The sequence below is a fragment of the Legionella adelaidensis genome, from assembly GCF_900637865.1.
GTDB lineage: Bacteria > Pseudomonadota > Gammaproteobacteria > Legionellales > Legionellaceae > Legionella_A > Legionella_A adelaidensis.
In genome coordinates, this window is the sequence record NZ_LR134433.1 from 227,070 (window position 1) to 251,362 (window position 24,293).

Sequence of the window (24,293 nt, forward strand, 5' to 3'; positions counted from 1 at the left end):
CCTGGTTGCTAGCCAACCAGGTCTCCTTACTTCAAGATAGACATGAATGAACTATTACCCTAAAAAACAAAAGGCCCCGTATTACCGAGGCCTAAATTCCATTTTGATTTCCAAACCTATTTCCAAGCTTAAAAACCAATCTTCTCAAACCAACAGCAAGAATATTACTTTGGCCCTTCCATGGATTTGATTGATTCCTCTAGCTGGTCTATTTTATCCGCAGAGTCGGTCTTAAAGAATAAAAAATTCCCTGTCATCGCTTTGTGGACAAGCCCAGCAGCAACATACAGAACCCCCAATCCAACCACAGCAAGAGCTAAATTGCCTAATACTTGTTTCCAACCGCGATGCTTTTCTAATTCTAAGCGCGCAGTATCAATGGCTCTGGTACAATTGTCTTTAAATATTTTAATATCTAGCTTGTTTTCCATTAGCTCTGTATGCTGAATTTTTACATAGTCATATAGCTCTTGAGCCCGATCAGCTGCCAAGCTATGATTTCTTTCGCGTAGCTCTTGTTCTTTCGCTTTAATCGCTTCTAGTTGAGATAAGAAATAGCTGTGCAATACAGGCAGAGTAATAACTGTAGGTTCCCCTTCGATAATCTCAAATACTTCTGGGATGGGGTCTTTTTGTGCTTGAATCGCTGCTAATGGCGGAAGAGCGATAACCCTGGGTTCCTCTTCAGTTTCTTGGAGAACGTCAACTTCTCCTGCTATGGGATTATTTACAGGAGCCAATCCACTTCCTGGTGAATAAAGAACCGTATACTCTCCTTGATTTAGATATGCCATTTTCCCTAAGGCATTATCCAGATTGTAAATATTCTCTCTTGTTGGGTCGTGAGAATCATGTCCATGAACGAAATTTATCTTATAGCCAGAATAAGAGGCTGGTCTCTCAAGCGAGTGGTAAAACCTATTCCACATAATGAATTCAAGCGGGGCGTCACTTATCTCAGAGTAACCATAATAACCTACGTACATTTTTTCACGACTATACAAGGTGTTTACAGTATTACTTTTGACATGTTTTTGGAACTCGATATTAATGCTATCAATAGTTTGTGCAAGTTCGCTAGCGGTTTGATCTTTATATTCCACCTTTAGTTTTTCAGCAAGGCTTCTAATAGTGTTCAACCCTATACCAGCATGACTGTAAATAGTAATTTCTTTTTTATCTTCACTTAACGAATATGAGATTGCGCGTAAATTAGGTTTATAGCTTTTCTCAGCAATTGCCAATATTTCCTCTCTGCTGACCAGTCCTTTCTCTACAAGTGTTTGTAATTTTTCCATGGATGGCGCATGCCCGCCTTGAGATAACATAGGCGCATGAAAATTATCCTGTTTTTCATATGCTTCAATAAATTCAATACTGTGATTGGAAACAATAATTTCCACAGGAACTTTATGTTCATTTAATTTTTCAAGAATTTTAAGGGTGAAATAATCATTACTTCCTCTATCGGCAAGCTCATCCCCAATTAGCCTTACCAGACAATCATTGCTGAATTCAATTTTAGATAATATTTGATTAAACTCATCTAAATGGTTTTTGGTTAATTCGTGTATGGGAGTTTTATATATTGCAACAATAATCTTACCGCGATTTAATGGACACTGCTCTCTGAAAATTTACCCTGTACATTCAAACTCAAATGGAGCTTTATAGTCAAGTGCAGAATGTATTCTCTGCTGATTAAAGTACCCTTCAATATATTGAAATACACTAAGCTTAGCTTGTTCCCTGGTTTGATAACTATAGTTGTGAATCAATTCTACTTTTAGCGTATGAAAAAAGCTTTCAGCGATAGCATTATCCCAACAGTTAGCTCTTCTACTCATGCTCCCAATGAGTTGATATTGCTTGAGCATTTGTTGATATTGCAATGAGCAATATTGGCTGCCACGATCAGAATGAACAATAACTCCTATCGGAAATTTACGTCTAAATAAAGCCATCGACAGTGCGTCGCATACCAAATTCTTTTTCATTCGCTTATTCATGGACCAACCAATTACTGCGCGTGAATATAAATCAATTACTACAGCAAGGTACAACCAACCCTCTAGGGTGCGGATATAGGTAATATCACATGCCCATTTTTGGTTAATAGCCGTAGCTGAAAAATCGCGTCCTAAATGATTCTTATAGATAGGCAAACTATGCTCTGAATCAGTAGTGACTTTAAATTTCTTTTTAGCAAGCGCTGTTAAACCCATTGCCTGCATTCTTCTTGCAACTCGAGTGTGGCTACAGGGTTCATTTTGGTCTTGTAATACGCGCGTTATCCTAGGCACTCCATACCGCTTTTTATGCTGGTCATAAATACCCCTGATTTTTATATCCAGGTGATTATTAGCCAGCTGCCTCTTACTTATTGGTCTATTAATAAAGGAGTAATACCCACTGCGACTAACATTGAGTAATGCGCACATTATCGTTACAGAAAAATAATTGCTAAATTCTTTTATAAAACCGTACTTCACTCGAGTTCCCTTGCGAAGTACGTCGCCGCCTTTTTTAATATCAATTTCTCCTGCTCAAGGCGTGCTAAGCGTTTTTTTAACTCTTTATTTTCTTCCAGTACCTTAGCAACATTTACCGGTTGAAAAAGTCCAGAATCATTTTCATATCCACCTGTAGCTTTAACTTTGTTTACCCACTCGTGTAAAGTGGGGCGTGGTATTCCTAATTCATCTGCTGCTTTATTGATGTTTCCATAGCTAATCGCTAATTTAGCCGATTCTTCTTTGAATTCTTTACTGTATTTCCTTAATTGTCTTACCATGCTCACACCTCTTCGTTAAGTCATATATTTTAACAAATTAGTGTCCGTTTTTTCGCGGTAAGATTACAAGTCTATTATAGTCGGTCTCATCAATATTCGTTGCTATGCCATGCTTTACAAGCATGAACATTAATTTCATTGCATTTCCATGTAAATCACCAATAGTGACTTGCGCTCCCTCATTTGCCTTATGTGAAACATCCATTGAAGGAAGCTGATAAATATCTACAAACTCTCTAATAAATTCATGTGACATAGAAAAACCTCTTCATAATAATTCGATAAATTATAAGCTACTTTTATTAAGGGATTATTAAGGTAAAAAGAGGGCAACAAAAAAAATATATATCTTCATTAATTGGTTATGCGCAAGACGCTGTGGTTGTCCTGGAAATAAAGTAGAACTCTCAGACTGTATGCTTTGATATACAATTAAATCCAGTAATTAATTGCAAAAGCGATGCTATTAGAATGGAGAGTAGCCCGGGCATTTCCGTTAGGATCGAGCAACCCATAAACACTCGGTATTTTTAATTTAATTATATTTCCATAATCTACATAAGAATATTCTGCGCGAAACGACCAATTTTGTTTAAAAGGCCACTCTATACCTGCACCAACTAACCATCCCGATTGATTACTATTTTTGGAATAATAATCTCCGCCCTCATTTTTGTATGACAATCCTACATTAGCAAAGCTGGCTCCCGCGGTTACATAAGGAAAAAAAATGCTTTCATTCCAATTCAGGAGACGTCCTCCTCGACCCTTAATAGCGCTTTCTAGCTGATTTCTAAAGAAAAAGTCCTCGTAGACGCCAGGATTAAATGGGCAGTTACAACTTAATGTATCTTTTTTATTCGTATTCCAACGAATATTAGCTTCTATACCGGATACGAAGGAGCCACGCAATTGATGTAGATAACCCAATTGAAGTCCCGGGGAAAACGTTGAAATATCTGTATGAGTATTGCAAGTACCATTCGGGTTGGTGAATCCTAACTGTTGGGACCTTAATTGCACATTATTGAAAACAGCTCCTGCCTCGGCACCAACATAAAACCCTGTCCAACTATTTAATGAACGATGGGGAAAAGTGCTGTCCGCATAAGCTATCCCCACTGTGTTGAGAGCTATCAAAGCCCCTTTTGACATGATTGAAAGTTTATTCATGGTACGATTACCGTTAATGGGTTAGAAACAATACCATCTTTTCTGCCAATGATTGTACAGGAACCATTCCTACCATACATTTTCAGATAGGTTTGGGACTGGGTACGTCCAATATGACAGGTGATATTACCAGTTCGGTTAATTACGGTGTAGACGGTAGGCCCGGATCCAGCTACGGGCAAGGGCCCTAGTAGAACGGGTCTGCCACAACAAACAATAGCCGGATTTACAATAGGTGATCCATTGACCGTAGCGGGTATGTTAACGGACGAAGGAGAGGGGTAGCCTAAAAAGTTTAATTCTACGTACGTGGGCGCTCCGGCTGGTAAATAAGAAACCGTATAACTCGGGGTTCTTCCCGTAAATCGGATAGCGTCAAATCTACCTGTAATACCTGCTGAAGTTAGTAGGGTATAACGCCCAGGTTTAGCGGTTGAATCCAAGGTAATTTCCAAAGTCCCTGCTAATGAAGCAGCTCCTGTAACTGCGACTAGAGATGTGCCAGCAGAATTGATATTAATATGGACAAGACTTCCCAACGCACCTGTAGTTGGCGAATTTAAGGTCAAGCTTCCAAGAGTAAGAGTCGAGCCAATATCGGGAGAGATAGTTCCGGAATTGGCAAAAACATTCCCGGTCAAAGTCCCACTACCGCTAAGCTGACCCCTTTGCGCGCTGAAGCCGCTATTTCTACAAACGAAAACCGGTGCTTGATCTATTAATCCATTGACTTTGAAATTTGCATTGTTGATTGTGACAGTTCCTTGATAGTCGGTTGTGCCCTGATAAATCACCGATCCATTTCCTCTTACAAAGACACCGGTTCCTCCAGCGCCGAAAATTGTATCATCAGTAAACGCAACCTGCTCCCCAAGTGTTAAAACATCATCAGCATTTTGAGCCAGAAAGGTAAGCGAAGAACCGGTACGTAGGAAAATACTATTCCCCCATGCGGATCCATCTGTACCATCTGTTCCCCCCGGGCCTCCGGTACCATGCGTTCCTGCTTGCGTGGTATTGTTAGTGGTATTAAAAGTAGTCGGTATCCCGGAAAAAGCTTGTATGGTGAAACTCAAACTTGTATCCACAAAAATAGCACCACCGAGACCACTTCCTCCTCCGCCTCCGCCACCCCCCAAACCCATTCCATAGGAATTGGCGCCTAGTCCTCCGGAGCCTCCACCAAGATTGCCGGTATCATTTCCGCCTGAAGCAGTGGGCCCATTCGAAGGCCCACCACCGCCGCCTCCTCCCCCGCCAAGAGAATCGCCGCCGTTGGCAGAGGTCGTACCGGATTGGTTAACCCCACCGCCTCCACCACCACCGCCGAATCCACCGAATCCTGCTTGGACAGTATAGTCTGTATCATAAGCTCCCGTTCCAGCGCCACCGCCACCACCACCACCATAGCCACCAGAACCTGCATGCCCATCCACTTCATTTGAAGGAGCCGTTATAACGATTCCACCTCCGCCACCTCCTGCACCGTCTCCTCCATTACCTCCAGAAGGTGCGGCCATTAAAAACTGTGCTCGAAGAGGAGGGGTGTTACCTTGACCCGATGTTCCATTCAACCCTAAACTGCCGCCACCGCCTCCTCCAAATACAGGGGAACCTCCTACGGAACCACCACCACCGCCCCCGCCGGCATTGTTTCCTCCACTATTACCTCCTCCACCAGAACCCGCTGTAATAGTCAGCCCATATCCATTTCCATCTTGTCCACCATCTTGATCCGAGCCTCCATTTCCTAAATTTGTAAGAACTCCTATGGTAGCCCGTGATCCTAAACCACCCCCTCCGCCGCCACCACCGCCGAGTAAGTCATAGGCGAGTGTGACATTTCCTCCATCACCACCAAAACCACCTCCGCCGGCCCCACCAGTAATTCCAGCAGTGGTAACAGATCCCCCATTGCCACTAAAACCCCCGCCACCGCCGCCGCCCTCATTACCAGTAGCAGCGAGACTAAAATAATTCCCTCCATTCCCGCCTACGGCGGAACAGCTATTTATCGATACATTAATCAAAGTAATCGAAGGATTTGAGCCATTTAAAAAAGTTTGGGGGGCGTAAATGGCACCTCCGGCGCCCATTCCTCCACCGCCACCGGCTATCCCGTCACCACCATTACCCCCTTTCGCAGTAAGGTTTTGAAAAATAATATTTTGGATTGTCACATTCCCTATAGGGATAAAAAATCCGCTATAAGCACCGCTGTTTCCATCAATCGTAACGGTGGGAATAGAGCCTGGATTGCCAATAGTGATATTCACGGGGTTTGGGGAATTATTAATAATGGGCAGAATTCCATTGAGTTGGATAGTCATGGGAAAGGCAAAAACAATTGCATAGTCATCAGGGGTATTGTTTAAATCTTGATTCATCGAATTCAACCAATATCTTAAATCGCCCACCTCCCCCATACCACCCGGGTCATTATCTGTACTGAGAGTAACGGTGAGCGTGGTCAAGGCGTATAAAGAATGTGAGATGAAAAAAAAGACCAAATATATCCAATATTTGCACTTAAACATGAGAATCCCTATTATTATTTTTCAACATCATCATGTAAAAAAACAATCTGATGTTACCGCGAATTAATAAAAACCACGCTCTGAAATCTACCGCACATGCACACTCAAACCCTGCTTTAATCAAAAGCACAACGAGCCTCGCAACTTCAAACTCTTTTCGAGGCAAAAATTATCTTTTGACACCCGAGCTGGTTACGAAACTTAAACAGGTGCGAACCAAGCGTCTGACGCAGCATTAAAAAATAATTGTTCTCATACGTGAATTTGAAACAATATGTTGGCAAATACCCTATTACCAATGAGTGATAAAATTCTATGTTATCGTACAATATCATGGGCTTTTCTCAAAAGAGTATTTGTGCCTATTTCTATATGAAAATAAAGGAATTTTACGAAATAAAGCTATCTACCTTACCCTATAGAGTTCGTCTCACTCATTAGGGTGACAATTGTATATTTTTTGTGTCAAAATGATTCACTCGTGTTTTATCAGCAACGTTATGAAAGAAAAAGTTGATTGTCTTATTATTGGTGGTTCTATTGCAGGTTGTGTAACGGCGATCCTTCTCTCCCGTTTAGGGATAAAAGTCACCATTCTTGAACGCTCTTCCGCAGAATTAAAAGGGCAAGGAACAGGAATTACCTTACCTGTTCCACTCGTCAATAAATGCATTGAACTCGATCTTTTTGATAGCAATATCCCCCGTTTACCTATTGAAACGCGCGCATTTTTTCGTAAGTCTTCCCTAACAGCCCAGGCGGAAAAAATTTGGGAACAACCTATAAAAGCGTGTACTTTAAACTGGATGGATGTGTATCGTAATCTTCGTAAAAGACTCCAAGGTATCGATTTTTTCCCTTCCGTAAACGTCACCAAGATACAAAAAGAACCCGATGGCCATTATTATTTAGAAACGGCGTGTAGAAAGGTTTTCAATGCTGATATTGTCATTGCAGCAGATGGTGTTGAATCCACAATACGTAACCAATGTCTGCCTAAAAGCACGGAGGCATACGCTGGCTATATCGCTTGGAGAGGGGTACTTGAAGAAACCTCGTTTAAGTTAGACCATCCTTTGCCCTATTACGTTTTCCCCAACGGCCACCTTTTATTCTATCGCATTCCCGGGGAGGGCTATGAGCAAACAGGGAAAACGTTGCTGAATTGGTTAATGTATGAAGTCACACCGGTGGATATGTTAGCAGCGCGGTTAACCGACTGTAAAAATATACGCCACACTCGCTCTATACCTCCAAAAGCATTACATGAAGATCAACGGCAACATCTACACGATTTTGCTAATCAACAGCTACCGCCAATGATTGCAAAAATCATACGCAGCACGCCATATCCATTTATTCAAGCTATTTTTGATGCACAGATCCCACCTTATGAAGATAATCAGCTAATCTTTATGGGAGATGCAGCAACAACTTTGCGTCCCCATAGTGGCTCAGGTGCAATGAAAGCATTAAGTCAGGCTATTAATCTCTTTGAATTTATTAGCGCCCACCGCGATGCCGATATTTTTATGCTTTTATCCCAATGGAAAAATTTGCAACAAAAGAGTAATGCGGAGGAAATTGAAAAAGCAAAAATTATGGGTAAAGCCTTAGTAACAGCCCCTCCTTCTTGGCAAGATATGACACAAGAAAAGTTTGATGTGTGGTGGTCGCAAGTAATGAAAGCACAGAGCTGGTATGCAACCCCGCAATTGTCAAAAAGCAGCGCAAGAATTTTTGCGACTACTAAACCAGAAGACGGCAAAAGAGTAGCATCTATTTTAGAAGCAAAACTATAAAAAATCTAAAATTCTTTTATCTCTAAGAATTTTTTTGGGGAACTTTTTCGGATTATAGTTTGTTAGGCGTCCTCTATTTTTTACTGGCTAAAATTACTTGATTCCCAGGTTGATCAATTTTATCAATAAGAATATCGAATCCCGCTTGCTTAATCAAAGCAGAGTTCACCGGTGCAGGATGCCCACTATGACAAAATCGCTTAACAAACAGAACTCTGTGCGAGCATAGTAGGCTGAAAAATTATAAAAAATGGCTGGTTTCGGACTATTGTAGAGATGTAATTCGAGAGTAATTTGTATGGATGCCAAGCTATTGCCAGCAAGGTGACGTTAAGAAACTTAAGAAAACGTTATAATGCCCATATAAACCAGACAGTGAGGCCTAGGGACAAATGGAAAATCTATGCTATTTATATGACTTATTAAATAAATTTAATCATTGGTATTTTCTTAGAGAAACTGTTTGTAAGAACAACCTTCGAAAGGCTATGTTTCTTATAAGTTGGATTTTTATAATCTTATTGTGTTATTTATCTTTCACAGTTCATGAAGCGATTTTTCTATTATTAGCACTATCAATGTTTTTCCAGCTTTATACTGTTTTCCATACAATGGATAAAGACTATGCATCATTTATCCCACCCAAAACTCACAAATTATTAAACCACCATTATCGCAGCTTAAGGTTATATTCAATTAAAAAAATTTTACAGCAAGATAGAGTCTATGAAAAAAATTTTCTAAATAAATCCTTAGCAGAATGCGAGGCCTTTTTGCTTTTAGAAGCTAACAGTAATGCATCTTTTTATAAACACCCATTAGCGGGTGCTTTCATAGCTATTGCTACCTTTATACTTGGGAATACCATTTGGGAATCAATCAATAAAATACATATTTTATTTTTTTATTTTCTAATCTCAATGTATTTATTTATATGGGTTTTACCTATGTTTGAAAGTCGATATCAAAAGATACGGACAATTAAATTTTTTTTATGTACGTTTAAGAGTGAATTAGAATATACAGAGTTTGATTCAATCGAGAAAGAAGCATCTCTAATTGCAAGGAGCCGGTCCACAGGTCTAATTGGTCTGATTGACTAATTTTATTTACCTGATTGGCGAAAAGTAACACATGAAATTTTAATAAAATTATTGCACACAATGCCCTTCCTGTATATAATATAACCATGAATGCATTAAAGCGTGACAACCTATATTCCCATATGAAAGCCGGCTTCGTTTATCGGAGAGAGGATTTGTTGTCTTTTTCAAGCAATTTGGATAGAGATCTCAATACCTTAGTGGAAGCAAACAAACTCAAAAAGCCAGCAACAGGTTTATATTACAAACCAAAGCATTCTCGTTTTGGATTACTACCACCGACTGATGAAGCACTTGTTAAAGGTTTTCTTAATAAGCCCTTTCTCATGTATTCATGGAATGATTACAATAAATTGGGCTTAGGCCTGACGCAGCTTTATAATCAAGTAGTTGTTTATAACAGTGAACGCCACGAGGATAAAAGGCTTGGAAATCGAGTTTTCTCTTTTAAACGCCCAAGTAATGGTTTCCCAACCAAACTGACTAAAGAATTTTTATTGGTGGACTTATTAAATAATGCGAAATATTTAACGGAAGATGTAAGCCAATTGCAATTAAAAGTTGCTAAAAACCTTGAGCAGTTTGATAAAGTCCAATTGATGAAACTATCTGCTAAATATGGCAAAGTTGCCACCAGAAAATATTTATATACCCTCCTTGAAAACTAATATGTTTTTACACGAATTACCTGATGCAAAAGATTTATTCATGGTGATTTCCGAAGAAAAAGGCATAAGCCCCAGTATTGTTGAGAAGGATTATTGGGTTATGCATGCCTTGTGGGGATTGCAACAACAGCATGATTTTGAATTAAAAGGCGGAACGTCATTATCCAAGGGTTTTAATCTCATCAATCGATTTTCTGAGGATATTGATGTCCAAGTACATCCCAAGCCAGAACTGAACCTGAAGATTGGCAAGAACCATGACAAGGCAAGCCACATAGAAGCAAGAAGCATATTTTTCGATAATGTATCTGAACAATTGACAATACAAGACCTCTCTTTTAGCCGTGATTATGAATTTGATGATAAAAAAATGAGAAGTGCTGGAATCAGAGGCCAATATATCTCTCACTTTGAGCCGCTTAAAGCCTTGAAAGAAGGTGTTTTGTTTGAAATGGGATTTGATAAAACAACGCCATATGAAGAAAAAGATATTAGCTCGTGGGCTTATAACAAAGTAATAACGTCTGGCATTAAAGTATTTGATAACCGGGCATTAAAAGTAAAATGTTATTGCCCGGAATATACCTTTGTAGAAAAGCTACAAACCCTCTCTACAAAATATCGCAGAAATAAAGCTGAAAAAACCACGTCGCCGGTTAATTTTATTCGGCACTATTATGATGTCTATATGTTATTACAAAATGAAAGGATATTGGACTTTATCAGTACAGATGATTACAAACATACAAGGCTGAAAAATTTGGCCGGGATGATGAGTTAGATCTATGCAAAAACCCTGCTTTCTTATTATCTGAAGCTGGAGAGTTGGATACCTTTAGCAAACTTTACGATCAAAAATCCGAAATATATTTTGGAAATCATCCTCAATTCAGTGAGATTCTTGAACTTATCAAACAATTCAGTACAAAAATATAGGAAACCCACATATAAGGTAAATTTTCCTGCTCGTACCTTAAGGCATGGAAATTAAGGCATAGTTTCTTTTAATTTCATTATTTCGAGTATTACTAGAAATTTTAGATTAAAAATAAACCCTTAGATGAATTCGCCGCGCATTTCTCCGCTAAATTATATTATGCTAGAGCTCAGATAGAGTGCGGCCTCATCCCATTTTGATCAAAGCAATACCCATTTATAGAATAACATTTCCTAACATGCGGCAAAATTTCCTAGAAACTCTGAGGATCTCTGTTAGAAATATACAGCGGATGAAGCAATTTGGCACGCTTACTCTGGTTAACAATTACGGCATAAGCTGTGTCGCAATATATATCTTATCTAAATCAATTTCCACTGATTTGAAAGGTAGTTTACCGACAGTAGAAGAAATTGAAGCGGAGTTAAATGAATAAGTTAATTTGAAGAAGTCATTGGCATAATGTCTCTATCGAAAAAATAATAATGAAGAATTGGCTTCAATGAATTAAAAGCATTTTCAACAATATAATACTGTGAAACATTGGCTCCATCACCTGATGGAGATAGTGGGACACTAATACAAAGATATTTATTGTTATTAAATACTATTTTTAGCCAATCTGACGTAGGAGCAATATCTGCGCCTGGAGTATAAGAAGGATTAACTGAATGATTTTGAGCTTTGTTTAAATTGATACGAGAAGATTTGAGAATTAGATAGTTTTCATCCTTACAGATGATCGATCCGAAATTAAAAGTTCCTTTTGTCGATTCAAAATGATTTAAGCAACCAGGCTCATCGTCACCTAAGCCTGCTGGGGATATAAGTTCACTTACAGTTACCGATGAATTAACTGCTTTAGCATTTTTGCAAGATCCAATAACTTCTGCAGGCACTTCCGATATTGCAGTTTGGGCAATCAAAATACCTAAAAATAAAAAAATCACTCGTATCATCGACATTGTTTCACCCCCTTAGCATTCATAAATTCTTTTGTGTATTTCCAAAACACCGTTTCCCCATATCCAGCTGTTGATTCATAGGTAAAATCATATACACCGTTTGCGCCATGCTTGTTAGCGGGCTGACTATCGCCAACAGACAGTACATCATGTAGGGGATTTGTAAATTTATATCCTTCGAGATAATGTGGTTGTTTCGCCCCTAGAGTTACTAAGTCAAAACCATCCCAAAAACATCCACCATTTGCATAATCAATCCCATTCGGATCGAGAGCATTTGATACCGCTTTATATACTTCTGGATATTCAATTTCAACATCGGAGCACATGACTAGGCGGTATCTTATCACCCTATTTTTAACTGCAGAAGAATAACCGGGTTTTTTAGCAATTAATTGATTAACTGACTTATAGTGATAAGAGTCTCTGAATCGGATAACTGCATTAGCAATAGCAGCTTTTTCTTCAAAGGTACCATTAGGAGAAGCTTCCCCATAAACGATAGCAGCAAGTAATTTTATCTCAGATACTTCAGATGGTTTTGCAGAACAATTTGGTTCTGGACGAGTGCAATATAATTCATCTGAGCTGAGAGTCCAAGTATTGTTTAGGCATGCATGAAAAACATTGCAGCTCCACCAAGGAACATTGAAATAAGCGAGGCTCCCATTAGCACAGTACCAGGTATCTGCACCTAATAACATATTATTTGAGGGGGAATAACAAGCAGGATCAATCCTTTTTGAGGGTACGACTTTCCAAAGATAACCATAGGTAATTAATTGACTACAGGCATCTTCATAGTTAGTGCCAACTACAACCTTAGGACCAGCATTGATTATATAGGCCAATAATCTTACCGCGAAAAAACGGACACTAATTTGTTAAAATATATGACTTAACGAAGAGGTGTGAGCATGGTAAGACAATTAAGGAAATACAGTAAAGAATTCAAAGAAGAATCGGCTAAATTAGCGATTAGCTATGGAAACATCAATAAAGCAGCAGATGAATTAGGAATACCACGCCCCACTTTACACGAGTGGGTAAACAAAGTTAAAGCTACAGGTGGATATGAAAATGATTCTGGACTTTTTCAACCGGTAAATGTTGCTAAGGTACTGGAAGAAAATAAAGAGTTAAAAAAACGCTTAGCACGCCTTGAGCAGGAGAAATTGATATTAAAAAAGGCGGCGACGTACTTCGCAAGGGAACTCGAGTGAAGTACGGTTTTATAAAAGAATTTAGCAATTATTTTTCTGTAACGATAATGTGCGCATTACTCAATGTTAGTCGCAGTGGGTATTACTCCTTTATTAATAGACCAATAAGTAAGAGGCAGCTGGCTAATAATCACCTGGATATAAAAATCAGGGGTATTTATGACCAGCATAAAAAGCGGTATGGAGTGCCTAGGATAACGCGCGTATTACAAGACCAAAATGAACCCTGTAGCCACACTCGAGTTGCAAGAAGAATGCAGGCAATGGGTTTAACAGCGCTTGCTAAAAAGAAATTTAAAGTCACTACTGATTCAGAGCATAGTTTGCCTATCTATAAGAATCATTTAGGACGCGATTTTTCAGCTACGGCTATTAACCAAAAATGGGCATGTGATATTACCTATATCCGCACCCTAGAGGGTTGGTTGTACCTTGCTGTAGTAATTGATTTATATTCACGCGCAGTAATTGGTTGGTCCATGAATAAGCGAATGAAAAAGAATTTGGTATGCGACGCACTGTCGATGGCTTTATTTAGACGTAAATTTCCGATAGGAGTTATTGTTCATTCTGATCGTGGCAGCCAATATTGCTCATTGCAATATCAACAAATGCTCAAGCAATATCAACTCATTGGGAGCATGAGTAGAAGAGCTAACTGTTGGGATAATGCTATCGCTGAAAGCTTTTTTCATACGCTAAAAGTAGAATTGATTCACAACTATAGTTATCAAACCAGGGAACAAGCTAAGCTTAGTGTATTTCAATATATTGAAGGGTACTTTAATCAGCAGAGAATACATTCTGCACTTGACTATAAAGCTCCATTTGAGTTTGAATGTACAGGGTAAATTTTCAGAGAGCAGTGTCCATTAAATCGCGGTAAGATTAAAACAGAGCACCTTTAAAGCGTTAGCATCATTAGGAAAAACGCTTAGTGCTTGGAAAGATGAAGTCGCCAGAATGTGGCGGTTTAGTAAATCTAATGGAATAACTGAAGGCTTTCATCGCAAAATGAAACTCATTCAGCGAAGGGCTTATGGTTTTAGAAATTTTGAAAATTATAGAGTGCGTGTTAAGGTGCTCTGCGGGTGATTATAGCTGCCCCCTTAAATGGGAAAGAGCCATTTTATTCTCGAACTTGGAAATGAGCGCAGGAAAGCTAATGTTTACAACGAGGAAACCGTTTGATGTCTTCTTGAATATGCCACATCGACCTAAGTGGCTCCCCTTAGTAAGTATATTACGAACTCAGAGGCGGGAGGAAGTGGTAAATTTTGGTCGGTGTTATTCGTCAATTATTCCAGTTGATAACATAAAAAGGGCATGCTGAGGTATAGATTCTTACAGAAATATTCAATGGCTTTTTTATATTCACATTATCTTTAAGGAGCCTGCTTGTAAAAGCAACGATATAAGCGAATATTTTTAGATAATCTCAATGCATGGAGTTCCAAGTTGAGAGATTTTTCAAAATATATTCCTCTGGATTCAAAGAGGTTGTTTCTTGATCTCGAAACTCTCTAACGATCCTATTTAAGGGTGATTTTTGGATAAACCCTTTTTCGCAAAGTTCTGAAAAATCGGATTTTGATATACCCGTCATGATCTCAAAAAATTGCGGCGATTTTGTTTCTATAACATCCTCAATGCGCATTTCTCGCTCATAAGTCATATAAATAAAGTCTGCCATACAAATGGCTAATCGTTTAATTTGGGTTGCATACCACTGTTTGTATGTTTTACGTTCTTTGTCTTTATCCTTTTCATAAAAATTTTCCAGGTGTTTCTCCTTTTCTTCGATACACAGATTAGGATCGCTCCTAATATCCTTCAATTTTTCCGCATCTCTTCCAATTTGTACTAATTTATCCATGTTAAAGCCCGATACGTTCTGCGTTCTGTACCCTTTTATTTTGGCCAAAATATCACGCAATCGCTCATCAATAAACTTAAGATTCGCAAAATTAACAAGTAAGTCAGAGGTGATTCTTTTTGCTAAGGCAATTTTAGAACCTTCATGATTTAAGGCTTTAAAAATATCTTCTGCTGTCGTTGGAATACTAACTAGGCTTCCTTCATAAAAGCGTTGAATATCTAGAGTCTTACATAGTTCTTCTGTTACTAAATCCAAATTATTTTCTTGAATAGACCCTTGTCCCTCATAGCTGGTATGTTGATCAAGCTGATCAGCAATATTATTTGCAGCGGCATAAGTTAATTCAAGACATCGAGTAATAGCAAAATCGAATACCCACGCTACTGGTTTTAGAATTTGCCCTGATTTCTCATGAATCCACCGTGATTGCACCCTAAAAATAGCCTGAAAATAAGACTCAGCAGAAGACGTATCATTTAGAATTAAAATACTATCCCATTCCTTAATGGTAACCCCTGTTAAAAAACGGCCACAAGTCAGAGTAATCGTTCCTAACTTAGAGGGATCAGAATCTACTTTTTTAATGGCATCTTCAACCTTCGACTTTTCTCTCGCAATAAGTGCATCATCTTCTTCCTTTTTGGTATCCGATCCGGAAGCATTAATAATGGAAAATTTAGAAAAATAGGGGTGTGCTTGTAATTTTTTGATCAATACTTTTGCAGATTCCACTCGACTCAACCACCATACAGTGTGACGTCTAGGGGGGCAGCACAGATGTTGCCCCAACTTGCCAAACACACTGATAGATCTGGCCTGATGATCATCTCTCGTGAGGCCATCGATGAAATGACTAACAGCATCTTCGTATAAAAATTTTCCCTCTCTCACTTGGAATAATTTATTTAAGGAAAAATCAATATTATCAGTTTCAAATAGTTCCCTTTGCTCATTAATATCTTTTTCTGTGATTTCAATTGTAGAAATTTTCAGATCTGGCATCAGACGATAAATTTTTTCTGGAGGATTCTGGAGTACTTCATCACGTTTGTTTTTTTGTTCATCCAGGTAGCTGTATGTAAATACTTGTTGTGCGCAAAAATCGTCATGCTCAATAAGCTTAAAGGGTGTGCCCGACAAATCCAAACGATACCGAAATTGTAACTGTTCTAAAATGAAATTAGCTCTCTCTGTTCTACTACCATAATGCACCTCATCAAAAATAATCAAATCCCAATTAATTAGAGGGATTTTTTGAAGACGTTCTTTTGTATTCCCGTTTTCATCAATAGCCAAGTCTTGTAATGAAACACACAGTACAATAGGCTTTTCACAATTTTCAATATCAGCATAATCCTCCAAGGTCAAATCAGTCGAAGCCTTTTCTTTGGATTTCGCTCGAATGCCTTCCCAACCATTAAAATCTACATGATTATTGACCGCATCCATCCACTCACCAATTACATCTGGCTTATAGGTCACAACCAGAGTACGTTTTGCTTCCATAATTTTAGCTAAATGAATGCTTGTAAAACATTTGCCAAAACGCATTTTAGCGTTGATTAAAAAACGCTTGGGATGAGTAGCACCTCTAATAACCTCATCAGGATAATCTTTTAAAAACCAACGCCTTCCTTTTTCTACAGCCTCTTTTTGTTCCTCTCGAAGCTTATAGTTATCTCGTCTTTCACATCCATAGACCAAATTATTAAAGGCTTTTTTCACATCATCAAATGTTGCACAAAACCATTCCCTTCCTGGTGAGTCTTCAACTTTTTTAAAGCCATGCTTTTGTAACAAGGTATGTATATGATGATCTCTCTTATTTTCTGGTAATTCACCCACAACTATCCATTCTGGATACTCAGGATTGCTGGTTCCAATCTGTTGCTTTATTCTGAATTCAGATCCACCAATTTGAGAGTGACCGACCTTGACCCAACCTTTTTTATGATATGAGGGCATGGTATAGACATACAACTCTAGTCTTTCCATTATGACCACTCCAGGACTTTTTGTCTGATATGTACTTGTTCTTCAGGGGTGAGCTGAAACAACTCAAATAGATCCTTATCTGTCCATTTTTTAGTGATATCCACGCAAGGAACTAAACACCAGGTATCTTTTGTTATATCTTGGGTGATTTTTTTAACACTAACCAAAAAACGAACAAACCCTGTTTGTAAATAATTGAGCAACAATTCCGCATCCTGACGCTTTGAAAAGGAACCCAATACCATATACGTTTCTGTACAAATTTGGCCTTTTTCTAATATAAAAACTTGCTCTTTTCTGTAAGTATCTCCTCCTGTTCCAACGGCCTTCGGTACAACAACTTTGAACATATCGATTTCTAATTTATTGCTTTTGATTTTGGCTCTGTCAATTTTTCTTATTACTTTTTGTTTGGTAAAACAATCAATAACATCGGATCCATTATCATCTCCGTGTTTATCGAAATAATTACTTGCTAAATCAAAAATGTTCCAAGATCTGGCATATTTTGACATTGAAGCTAAACCTCTTGCCTTGACCTTATTAACAACCGTTCTAGCAAATTGCGATCGCATAATGATTTCATCAGAAGATAAATCAACATAAATAGGTGGTTCATCTTGACTGACAAATAGGGTATCTCCTGAGTAATCACGATCCCAATGCACAAAGCAAACGCCTCCCTTCACATCTACTTGAGGAAAGATCATTTTTGAGTTTTGAAAATCGCAAATCTGTTTTAGCTGTTTCGATAATCTTAATTTTGAAGCAAATATTCTCAGTGATTTTCCTCTGCCACCCGCAAACCACCGTGCCGGTATGACCATAATAAATTCATTTATTTTCGCATGATCCATTATGCTATTTAGTAAATGATGATAAATGAGATTTGCTCCCGAATTACTACCATTGCTTTTATATTTTTCTTGATATGGTGGATTTCCCACAGCAATTATCTTCTTTGGTTTAGAGGTATTTGAAATGTATTCAAGCATCTTATTAAACTCCTCTATAAATTTTTTTCTGTCTAAACAGCCATCTATTTCCGACAGATAATTCCCATTTTTAATCATTTGTTGAAGTCGTTCATCATGTGAATGCGTATTACCTAAAAAAGTCCTCAAACTTAATCTATGATGCCGTTCATCTGGAGACAGACCAAAATATCTTCCTGATTCATACAGTTCCTTTTGAACAGCCCGCACATCCATACAAGATTTGGCAAAACAACTTAAATGAGCACAAGCCAATAAAATTTCACCTGCTTTACAAAATGGGTCAAAAAATACAACCTGAGAATCTCTTAAGTCTGCTTCATCAATCAATGAAACCAAATCACAGGCCTTTTCCATGGTCATGATTTGTTGATCCCGACCAATTACATTTCCCAATGTATCAACCACATGAGCAACATTTAATTTTAAATTTGGCTCCATTGGACTCCCTCAAGTTCCTTATTGAGCGTATAAGCCGTTTTCTCATCAACCAAAACTGAACATGCAAAATCAAATAGCATACTTTTTTCTTGAGGTTGCTCAATAAATTTCATGGCTTGATTAAATAACCTTGGAGTAACATTTTTTTGTTGATTACATTTAAAATGATCGACCCAGGTTTTAGAAAAATTAATCGCTTGATGTTTATGCTCACTAAGCCATTGATCGCTTAGTTTTATTTTTTGGACATTATGCTGAGCTTCTTTGGCTGATCCAGATAGCGCGGACAACAATTCATTTTCAGCGACATGCCAATGAATGGCACAGAGCAAATGAGCCAGATATACCTTACTTTTTTTTCTTAATTCAGTAACTCCAATAGATAAATTCTGACAGAGGAAGTAAACCGCTCTCCGTGCAATTCTTGACCTACAATCAAAAATATTGTCAGTATCAATGTCAATTGCCCATAGTGTATTTATGGCATTTGCAAGCGCATAATAAGCCGCATGTTCTCCAAGATGAAAATCAATGGCTTTGTCAAAAAAAGCCGCTAATCGTTTTTCCAAAATAGCCAAAACAATATTTCCGTGACCACAACAGGGTTCAAAGAAAGCTATCTCTTCATCAGACCAAGAAAAATCAGAGTTATCTGATAGAAGACCTAGCATTTCTTCAACATAATGCTCAGGTGTAAAAACCTCGCCCAGATCTCTTATACGTTCCTTAGAGCGATGATGAATTTTATTTAGATGGATGACTCTGTCCATGTAGTCCCCTATACTGAAATTACTTAATAATTAACAGTATAGATTAGAAACAATGTGTCTGCTTTTTGTGGAGTGGCGAGTGAGTACATGGCCAGTTGCATATTGCTAAAAAGTCAAGCCGGCGTATGATACGTTTCAGAAAATTGAGCTAACAACAGAATACTTTCCATCTGATGGAACAACTAAGAATGTAATGAACTCTAAACAACCAATACACTTTTCAGAACATTTCAATGTAGATAAAGCAAGACTCAATGAATTAGGGGTTTTTGACCCTATATTGAATTTTGATACCAAGGTTTTTGTTGAGCCTCTTTTGTTAAAAGATAGTGCAAGCGAAATAATTAGAAACTCTTACCAAACCTATAAAACCTTCTTTGCAAATTTGCTCCTTTTATTACAAAAATCAACTTACGTGGGGGATAAGTGCTGGCGAACGGCCAAACGAATGGTGAATTTTCCTGAATATCAATATACCTGTATTGGTTATAGCTCAGGCAATACAGAGGGACGGGGTTCAGGTATCGAGTTTAATGACAAGATACTTCAAAGTGCGAAAGAGATTGTTGATTTGGCGGAGGGAAACCCCGAAATATTCTTGCTATTACCCTTGCTCGAAGACGGTATCGCTGGCGATAGAATCAGCGACATGACTCAAAATATTATTGATGATGATATTTGTCGATACACACAAGAGATAATGGCTCAACTTGATATAAAGGGTAATCGCCTCCATACCTCAAGAAGTCATAACCTTTACAAGCTTCTTTTTAATCCTTACGCAAAACAGGCGATTAAACTTGTTCCTTGCGATATTTTGGTGAATCTACCTGTTGCGGATAACGTAGACGCTATTGTTGAAGAATTAGCAGCTTATAACGAACGATTACGCGACGTAGTAAACAGAGACATAGGCGATATTTGGCTTGAAACCACGAAGGCATATCGAAAAGAAATCTTATTAAAAGAGTTAAAGACAAACAAAGCGTTTTTTGTTGAAACCTTAACGGCTTTAAAAGACTATAGCCCTCAACATTATGATTTTGAAAAAGACTATGAAGGGCTTTACAAGTGGCTAAAAGATAGCCAAGAATTTATCAGTGTTGAATTACCAAAGGAAGCCAAGGATTGCCCTGATAATCTTGAATCACTAATGCTTGCTGTAACCGGCATCATTCATCATTACAGGGATGCCATAGAAAATAAGGAAATGTGGCGTACATTCTGGACGCTGCACAATTCAGAGTATAAACATGTCAGAAGCCATTACTCCTATATGTTATTTTTTACGGTTTGCAGGGCTTGGTTAATCTCGCAGAATAGTAATATATCCATCAATTTTAAACAGCGTGACGGGCAGCCAACGCTTGAATTCACCATATCCGGTAAGAATCGCCTGATCCTTCACATTAAACATGCTAATAACACCAGTCTTGCTAAGGGTTATAAGAGCGTATTAGAAAAATATAGACACGTGAAGAATGAAAAACACTGCTATCTAATAATGAACTTCAAGGCTGCACCCGCTATCCAACTAAAGGAAATTAGAGTTATTCAAAATCCAATATGCGAGATATTTGAAATCGATGTGACTAAAAGGAACGATGAACAAACCGATGAAATCTTCAAGCTGCTTGAGCCTGAGTTCGAGTTCAATTTATTAGAATTTGAGGATATGCTGTTTGAAGACAGTCTTTACACAGAAGAAAAGCGCAAAGGAGGGAAAAACTCATATCAGGCATACAAACCACTCAGGCAAAAGGTAGAAGCCCTTTGTAAAGAAGAGTTATCAAGTAAAGAGTATTTTTCGGCAAACCAATTATGCAACACTATCGCCAGTAGACTGGTGGCGGAGCATTCTGAATTGTTAAGCTCATTTCACCCCTACAACAACTATGAACTCGCAGGTAATGATTGGAAAAGACCCACCTTATATGAGTGGTGTAACAATCATTTTAAAGCAATAAAATCTAAGTCCAGCTTATCAACATCCGAAAGCTAGGCGATGATAGAAAGACTTCATCAGAACAAAAATCTGTGTTAATTCTCCTCCAATATAACTAAATATGATATACTGTAAGAGTATAAACACAAAAAATAGCCTATGAAAGCGCTTACTTTTATCAATGAATTACGAAGCCAAGGACGTTTTTCCTTTACCACTGCGGATGCAGAAAAGGCGCTCGCCCTCGAAAAAATCCCCTGTCTAAACGCCTTACATCGTTTGAAGAAAAACAACTTGATAGTCAGTCCGGCAAAGGGATTTTACCTTATTCTACCCCCAGAGTATCAAGTGTATGGCTGTTTGCCAGCTGATATGTTTATCCCTGATTTGATGCGTTATTGGGATTTGTCCTATTATGTTGGCTTTTTGAGTGCCGCTCAATATTATGGAGCAGCGCATCAGAAACCACAGCGATTTCAGGTAGTCACACTAAAAAATCGCTCACCTACTCATTGTGGTCGCATACACATTGAATTTATTGCCAAAAAGCAGATAGACAAGCGATTGCTTAAAAAATTTAATACGCTGGCGGGGGTGATTGATGTTGCTACTCCTGAACTACTGGCTGCTGATTTGGTCAGTTCGCCACAACATGCGGCAGGGATCAACAATGTAGCAACTATTTTATCTGATTTAGCTGAAACATTAGATGCCAAAAAATTATTAGAACTAATGCAGATTAATACTGAATTATTCTGGGTACAGCGATTAGGCTGGTTTCTTGAGTTCTTAGGGGTTGAAGATCTTGCTAATACGTTATATACCGCTTTGGAGGGGAAAACATTGCATTGGGTGCGCCTCGCGTCCCGTGTACCGTATAACCCCATTGAACGCAATAAAAAATGGCATGTGATTGTCAATACTACGGTGGAACCTGACGAATGATCCCTCTCGCACAAATTATCCAATGGAGACAAACTGCACCATGGACAGATGATATGCAGGTAGAACAAGATTTAATTTTATCTCGTGCTATTGTTGAGATTTTTTCTAATCCGTTTTTAGCAGATCAATTAGCATTTCGTGGAGGCACTGCCTTACATAAGCTATTTTTTTCACCCGCTGCTCGATACAGTGAGGATATCGACTTGGTTAGGACTTCCAAAGGTGGTATTAAAGAAATTATTGATGCGCTAAGAGACTGTTTAGAGCCATGGCTTGGACAACCCAAAACGCGGCAAACAGGACAAAGCTTCAAACTTTTCTTTTACTTTAATCCAGAAATTTCAGCGTCAAGCAAACAAAAGATAAAAGTTGAAATCAATATCCATGAAAATTTTTCTATCCTCGATCGTTTAAGTAAGCCCTTTACCGTTAAGTCTGATTGGTTTAATCAGGATGCAGAGGTTAATACCTTCCAGCTTGAAGAATTGCTTGCTACAAAATTACGCGCGTTATATGAAAGAAAAAAAGGACGTGATGCATTTGATTTATGGTTGGCGATCAAAGAACAAGACTTTGATCCGGCAAAAACCATGGCTGTATTTTCTGAATATATGACTCGTGGTAACAAAACAATCACTAAAAAATTATTTGTTAATAACTTAGATTTAAAGTTACAAGACTCTGCTTTTCTCGATGATATTGAACCCTTGCTTGCACCTCGATTAAAAAATAATCATTCTCGCCCTTTAGGTTTTATCACAGAGGGTGGTCAAGGTATTGCAACGGAAGGATGGAGCTTGTTGGATGCAGTGGAAACGATTAAATATACCCTTATAGACCAGTTAAATTAAAGTTCTACAGTTTAAGGTCACAATCTGTGACCTCAAGTTTGAAGCAATACGTTATATTTGTTCGCAACTCGCCCTTATAAGCTTGCTCTGCTTTCGAAAAGTAAATCTAGTAAACCTCTTTATTTTAACGCCTTCTATTGAGGTCGAAAATTTCGACTTCAATTGTTCTCATTCCTCTTACAATACCGATACAAGAAGATACCATCATGTATGACCACTAGAGGTCATACATGATCTCTAGTGGTTGCTTATATTTTTATCAAAAAACCCATTATCTTGGACTTATACCGTTAAAAATTGTATGAGCCATGTCAAATTTGACCGATTCAATTAAAGAATATTACGAAGATATCTCAGCAGGGGAAGCACAGCTTGCCGCAGATAACTTGGTGAACCTCTTTAAGATTTTGGAACAAGTAGACGCAAGACTGGCTCAGTCTAAACAACATCATGAGCCTAAAAATGAAGATATCAGAAGTACACATTGAGTTCATCAAGCCTCGCGATGGGTTAATTGGTTTCGCAAGCCTTGTTATTGAAGACAGCTTTTATATTTCCAGTGTTGCTATTCATAAAAAACTAAATGGTGATGGTTATCGGCTGACTTACCCCAGTAAAGGCAATTTCACCATATGCCATCCAATCAATAAGACAGTCAGTCAAGAAATAGAAACAGCTATTTTCAGCAAATTAAAAAATGTAATGAATAAGGTGAATCAAAATGTTCAAATATTACAATTCCCACCTTGTTAAGCAATATCGCTCATATACCGTTGAGCAAATTTGCGACTTGTTCAAAGAGAAAAAGCTCCATCCTCAAACGGTTAGAGATTGGGTAAAGTCTGATGATCTGGAAACCATTACCAGAAAACCGATCTTGATATATGGTGCGACACTTAAAGATTTCCTAGAAAAAAGAAATGCCAGCCACAAGAAGCAGCTTGAGTTTAATCAATTCAAATGCCTGAAGTGCCAAGAAATAATTATCCCTCAAAATAACACCATATCCATGTACAAAAATAAAAATGGCAGCATTAAAGCGGCGGCTACTTGTCCTGCATGCAATAACAAAATAGCTCGCTTCTATAAACAAAATGAGCAAGTGAAATTAGAGGGGACCTTCGTTATCAACGAGGCTCAACTGGTGACAATATGTAATCTTTCACCCACCGCCGGCAAGACTCACTTAAATAGCACAGCAAATAATGGTTCAAGTGAGCCATCTCGAATAATGCAAGATACCTCTTAATGTTCTGCCTCAAAACTCATC

The 24,293-nt window shown here is 38.3% G+C and carries 21 protein-coding genes and 1 pseudogene; 12 read left to right on the plus strand and 10 right to left on the minus strand.

Annotated elements, in window-relative coordinates; genetic code table 11:
* Positions 1–164 precede the first annotated feature (164 nt).
* The 5 genes from wip to EL206_RS10165 form a co-directional block, all read right to left on the minus strand.
* The gene (wip, locus tag EL206_RS08505; RefSeq protein ID WP_325051028.1) at positions 165–1,637 is read right to left on the minus strand and encodes a Dot/Icm T4SS effector Wip; all 1,473 of its coding nucleotides are present in this window, start codon (positions 1,635–1,637) and stop codon (positions 165–167) included.
* A protein-coding gene (locus EL206_RS08510; RefSeq protein ID WP_141117149.1) for an IS3 family transposase occupies positions 1,638–2,794 on the minus strand; the annotation gives its coding sequence in 2 pieces (ribosomal slippage) (positions 1,638–2,512 and positions 2,512–2,794; 1,158 coding nt in all).
* A 37-nt stretch (positions 2,795–2,831) separates the two neighbouring features.
* Entirely contained in the window at positions 2,832–3,050 is a 219-nt protein-coding gene (locus EL206_RS08515; protein WP_058462563.1) for a hypothetical protein, read from the minus strand.
* A gap of 176 nt (positions 3,051–3,226) precedes the next feature.
* Complete coding sequence (locus EL206_RS08520) at positions 3,227–3,967, minus strand: outer membrane protein (protein WP_058462562.1); 741 nt, start codon at positions 3,965–3,967, stop codon at positions 3,227–3,229.
* Complete coding sequence (locus tag EL206_RS10165; protein WP_058462561.1) at positions 3,964–6,504, minus strand: hypothetical protein; 2,541 nt, start codon at positions 6,502–6,504, stop codon at positions 3,964–3,966. Before EL206_RS10165 ends, EL206_RS08520 begins: the two co-directional genes overlap by 4 nt.
* Before the next feature lie 500 nt (positions 6,505–7,004).
* Between EL206_RS10165 and EL206_RS08555 the strand changes: the two genes are divergently transcribed.
* The 4 genes from EL206_RS08555 (at position 7,005) to EL206_RS08570 (ending at position 10,858) form a co-directional block, all read left to right on the plus strand.
* Positions 7,005–8,306 (plus strand): FAD binding domain-containing protein, encoded by a 1,302-nt coding sequence (locus EL206_RS08555; protein ID WP_058462560.1) that lies wholly within the window; start codon positions 7,005–7,007, stop codon positions 8,304–8,306.
* A gap of 611 nt (positions 8,307–8,917) precedes the next feature.
* Positions 8,918–9,409, plus strand: coding sequence for a hypothetical protein (locus EL206_RS08560; protein ID WP_131739847.1), 492 nt, complete (start codon positions 8,918–8,920; stop codon positions 9,407–9,409).
* Between the two features lie 86 nt (positions 9,410–9,495).
* The gene (locus tag EL206_RS08565) at positions 9,496–10,077 is read left to right on the plus strand and encodes a hypothetical protein (protein ID WP_058462558.1); all 582 of its coding nucleotides are present in this window, start codon (positions 9,496–9,498) and stop codon (positions 10,075–10,077) included.
* On the plus strand, positions 10,067–10,858 hold the full coding sequence (locus tag EL206_RS08570; protein WP_162261877.1) for a nucleotidyl transferase AbiEii/AbiGii toxin family protein: 792 nt from the start codon (positions 10,067–10,069) through the stop codon (positions 10,856–10,858). The genes EL206_RS08565 and EL206_RS08570 overlap by 11 nt, the downstream gene beginning before the upstream one ends.
* A gap of 593 nt (positions 10,859–11,451) precedes the next feature.
* On the opposite strand, the gene EL206_RS08575 is transcribed toward EL206_RS08570, so the two are convergent.
* Both EL206_RS08575 and EL206_RS10135 read right to left on the minus strand, forming a co-directional pair.
* Positions 11,452–11,979, minus strand: a complete 528-nt coding sequence (locus tag EL206_RS08575) for a hypothetical protein (protein WP_058462556.1) — start codon at positions 11,977–11,979, stop codon at positions 11,452–11,454.
* Positions 11,970–12,830, minus strand: a complete 861-nt coding sequence (locus EL206_RS10135) for a hypothetical protein (protein ID WP_232048537.1) — start codon at positions 12,828–12,830, stop codon at positions 11,970–11,972. Before EL206_RS10135 ends, EL206_RS08575 begins: the two co-directional genes overlap by 10 nt.
* A 66-nt stretch (positions 12,831–12,896) precedes the next feature.
* Here EL206_RS10135 and EL206_RS08585 point away from each other — a divergent pair.
* Both EL206_RS08585 and EL206_RS10240 read left to right on the plus strand, forming a co-directional pair.
* A protein-coding gene (locus EL206_RS08585; protein WP_141117149.1) for an IS3 family transposase occupies positions 12,897–14,053 on the plus strand; the annotation gives its coding sequence in 2 pieces (ribosomal slippage) (positions 12,897–13,179 and positions 13,179–14,053; 1,158 coding nt in all).
* A gap of 37 nt (positions 14,054–14,090) precedes the next feature.
* Positions 14,091–14,297 (plus strand): annotated as a pseudogene (locus EL206_RS10240) (transposase); the annotation flags it as partial.
* A 343-nt stretch (positions 14,298–14,640) separates the two neighbouring features.
* Here the strand turns inward: EL206_RS10240 and EL206_RS08595 are convergent.
* Genes EL206_RS08595 through EL206_RS08605 form a run of 3 tightly spaced genes read right to left on the minus strand, consistent with a single transcriptional unit; the run spans position 14,641 to position 19,282 of the window.
* Positions 14,641–17,076 carry a DEAD/DEAH box helicase family protein gene (locus tag EL206_RS08595; RefSeq protein WP_058462956.1) on the minus strand — a complete coding sequence of 812 codons (2,436 nt, stop codon included), beginning with the start codon at positions 17,074–17,076 and terminating at the stop codon, positions 14,641–14,643.
* Positions 17,076–18,512, minus strand: a complete 1,437-nt coding sequence (locus EL206_RS08600; RefSeq protein ID WP_058462957.1) for an Eco57I restriction-modification methylase domain-containing protein — start codon at positions 18,510–18,512, stop codon at positions 17,076–17,078. Before EL206_RS08600 ends, EL206_RS08595 begins: the two co-directional genes overlap by 1 nt.
* Positions 18,497–19,282, minus strand: a complete 786-nt coding sequence (locus EL206_RS08605) for a hypothetical protein (RefSeq protein WP_058462958.1) — start codon at positions 19,280–19,282, stop codon at positions 18,497–18,499. Before EL206_RS08605 ends, EL206_RS08600 begins: the two co-directional genes overlap by 16 nt.
* 193 nt (positions 19,283–19,475) lie before the next feature.
* On the opposite strand from EL206_RS08605, the gene EL206_RS08610 reads away from it, so the two are divergent.
* The 6 genes from EL206_RS08610 (at position 19,476) to EL206_RS08635 (ending at position 24,272) form a co-directional block, all read left to right on the plus strand.
* On the plus strand, positions 19,476–21,284 hold the full coding sequence (locus EL206_RS08610; RefSeq protein ID WP_058462959.1) for a type 2 periplasmic-binding domain-containing protein: 1,809 nt from the start codon (positions 19,476–19,478) through the stop codon (positions 21,282–21,284).
* Between the two features lie 102 nt (positions 21,285–21,386).
* Positions 21,387–22,172, plus strand: coding sequence for a type IV toxin-antitoxin system AbiEi family antitoxin domain-containing protein (locus EL206_RS08615; RefSeq protein ID WP_058462960.1), 786 nt, complete (start codon positions 21,387–21,389; stop codon positions 22,170–22,172).
* A complete protein-coding gene (locus EL206_RS08620; protein WP_058462961.1) occupies positions 22,169–23,023 on the plus strand; it encodes a nucleotidyl transferase AbiEii/AbiGii toxin family protein in 855 nt (284 codons plus the stop codon). Before EL206_RS08615 ends, EL206_RS08620 begins: the two co-directional genes overlap by 4 nt.
* 308 nt (positions 23,024–23,331) lie before the next feature.
* Positions 23,332–23,511 carry a hypothetical protein gene (locus tag EL206_RS08625; protein ID WP_058462962.1) on the plus strand — a complete coding sequence of 60 codons (180 nt, stop codon included), beginning with the start codon at positions 23,332–23,334 and terminating at the stop codon, positions 23,509–23,511.
* Positions 23,486–23,776 carry a septation protein SpoVG family protein gene (locus tag EL206_RS08630; protein WP_058462963.1) on the plus strand — a complete coding sequence of 97 codons (291 nt, stop codon included), beginning with the start codon at positions 23,486–23,488 and terminating at the stop codon, positions 23,774–23,776. Before EL206_RS08625 ends, EL206_RS08630 begins: the two co-directional genes overlap by 26 nt.
* Positions 23,745–24,272, plus strand: coding sequence for a helix-turn-helix domain-containing protein (locus EL206_RS08635; protein ID WP_058462964.1), 528 nt, complete (start codon positions 23,745–23,747; stop codon positions 24,270–24,272). Before EL206_RS08630 ends, EL206_RS08635 begins: the two co-directional genes overlap by 32 nt.
* The last annotated feature ends 21 nt before the right edge of the window (positions 24,273–24,293 follow it).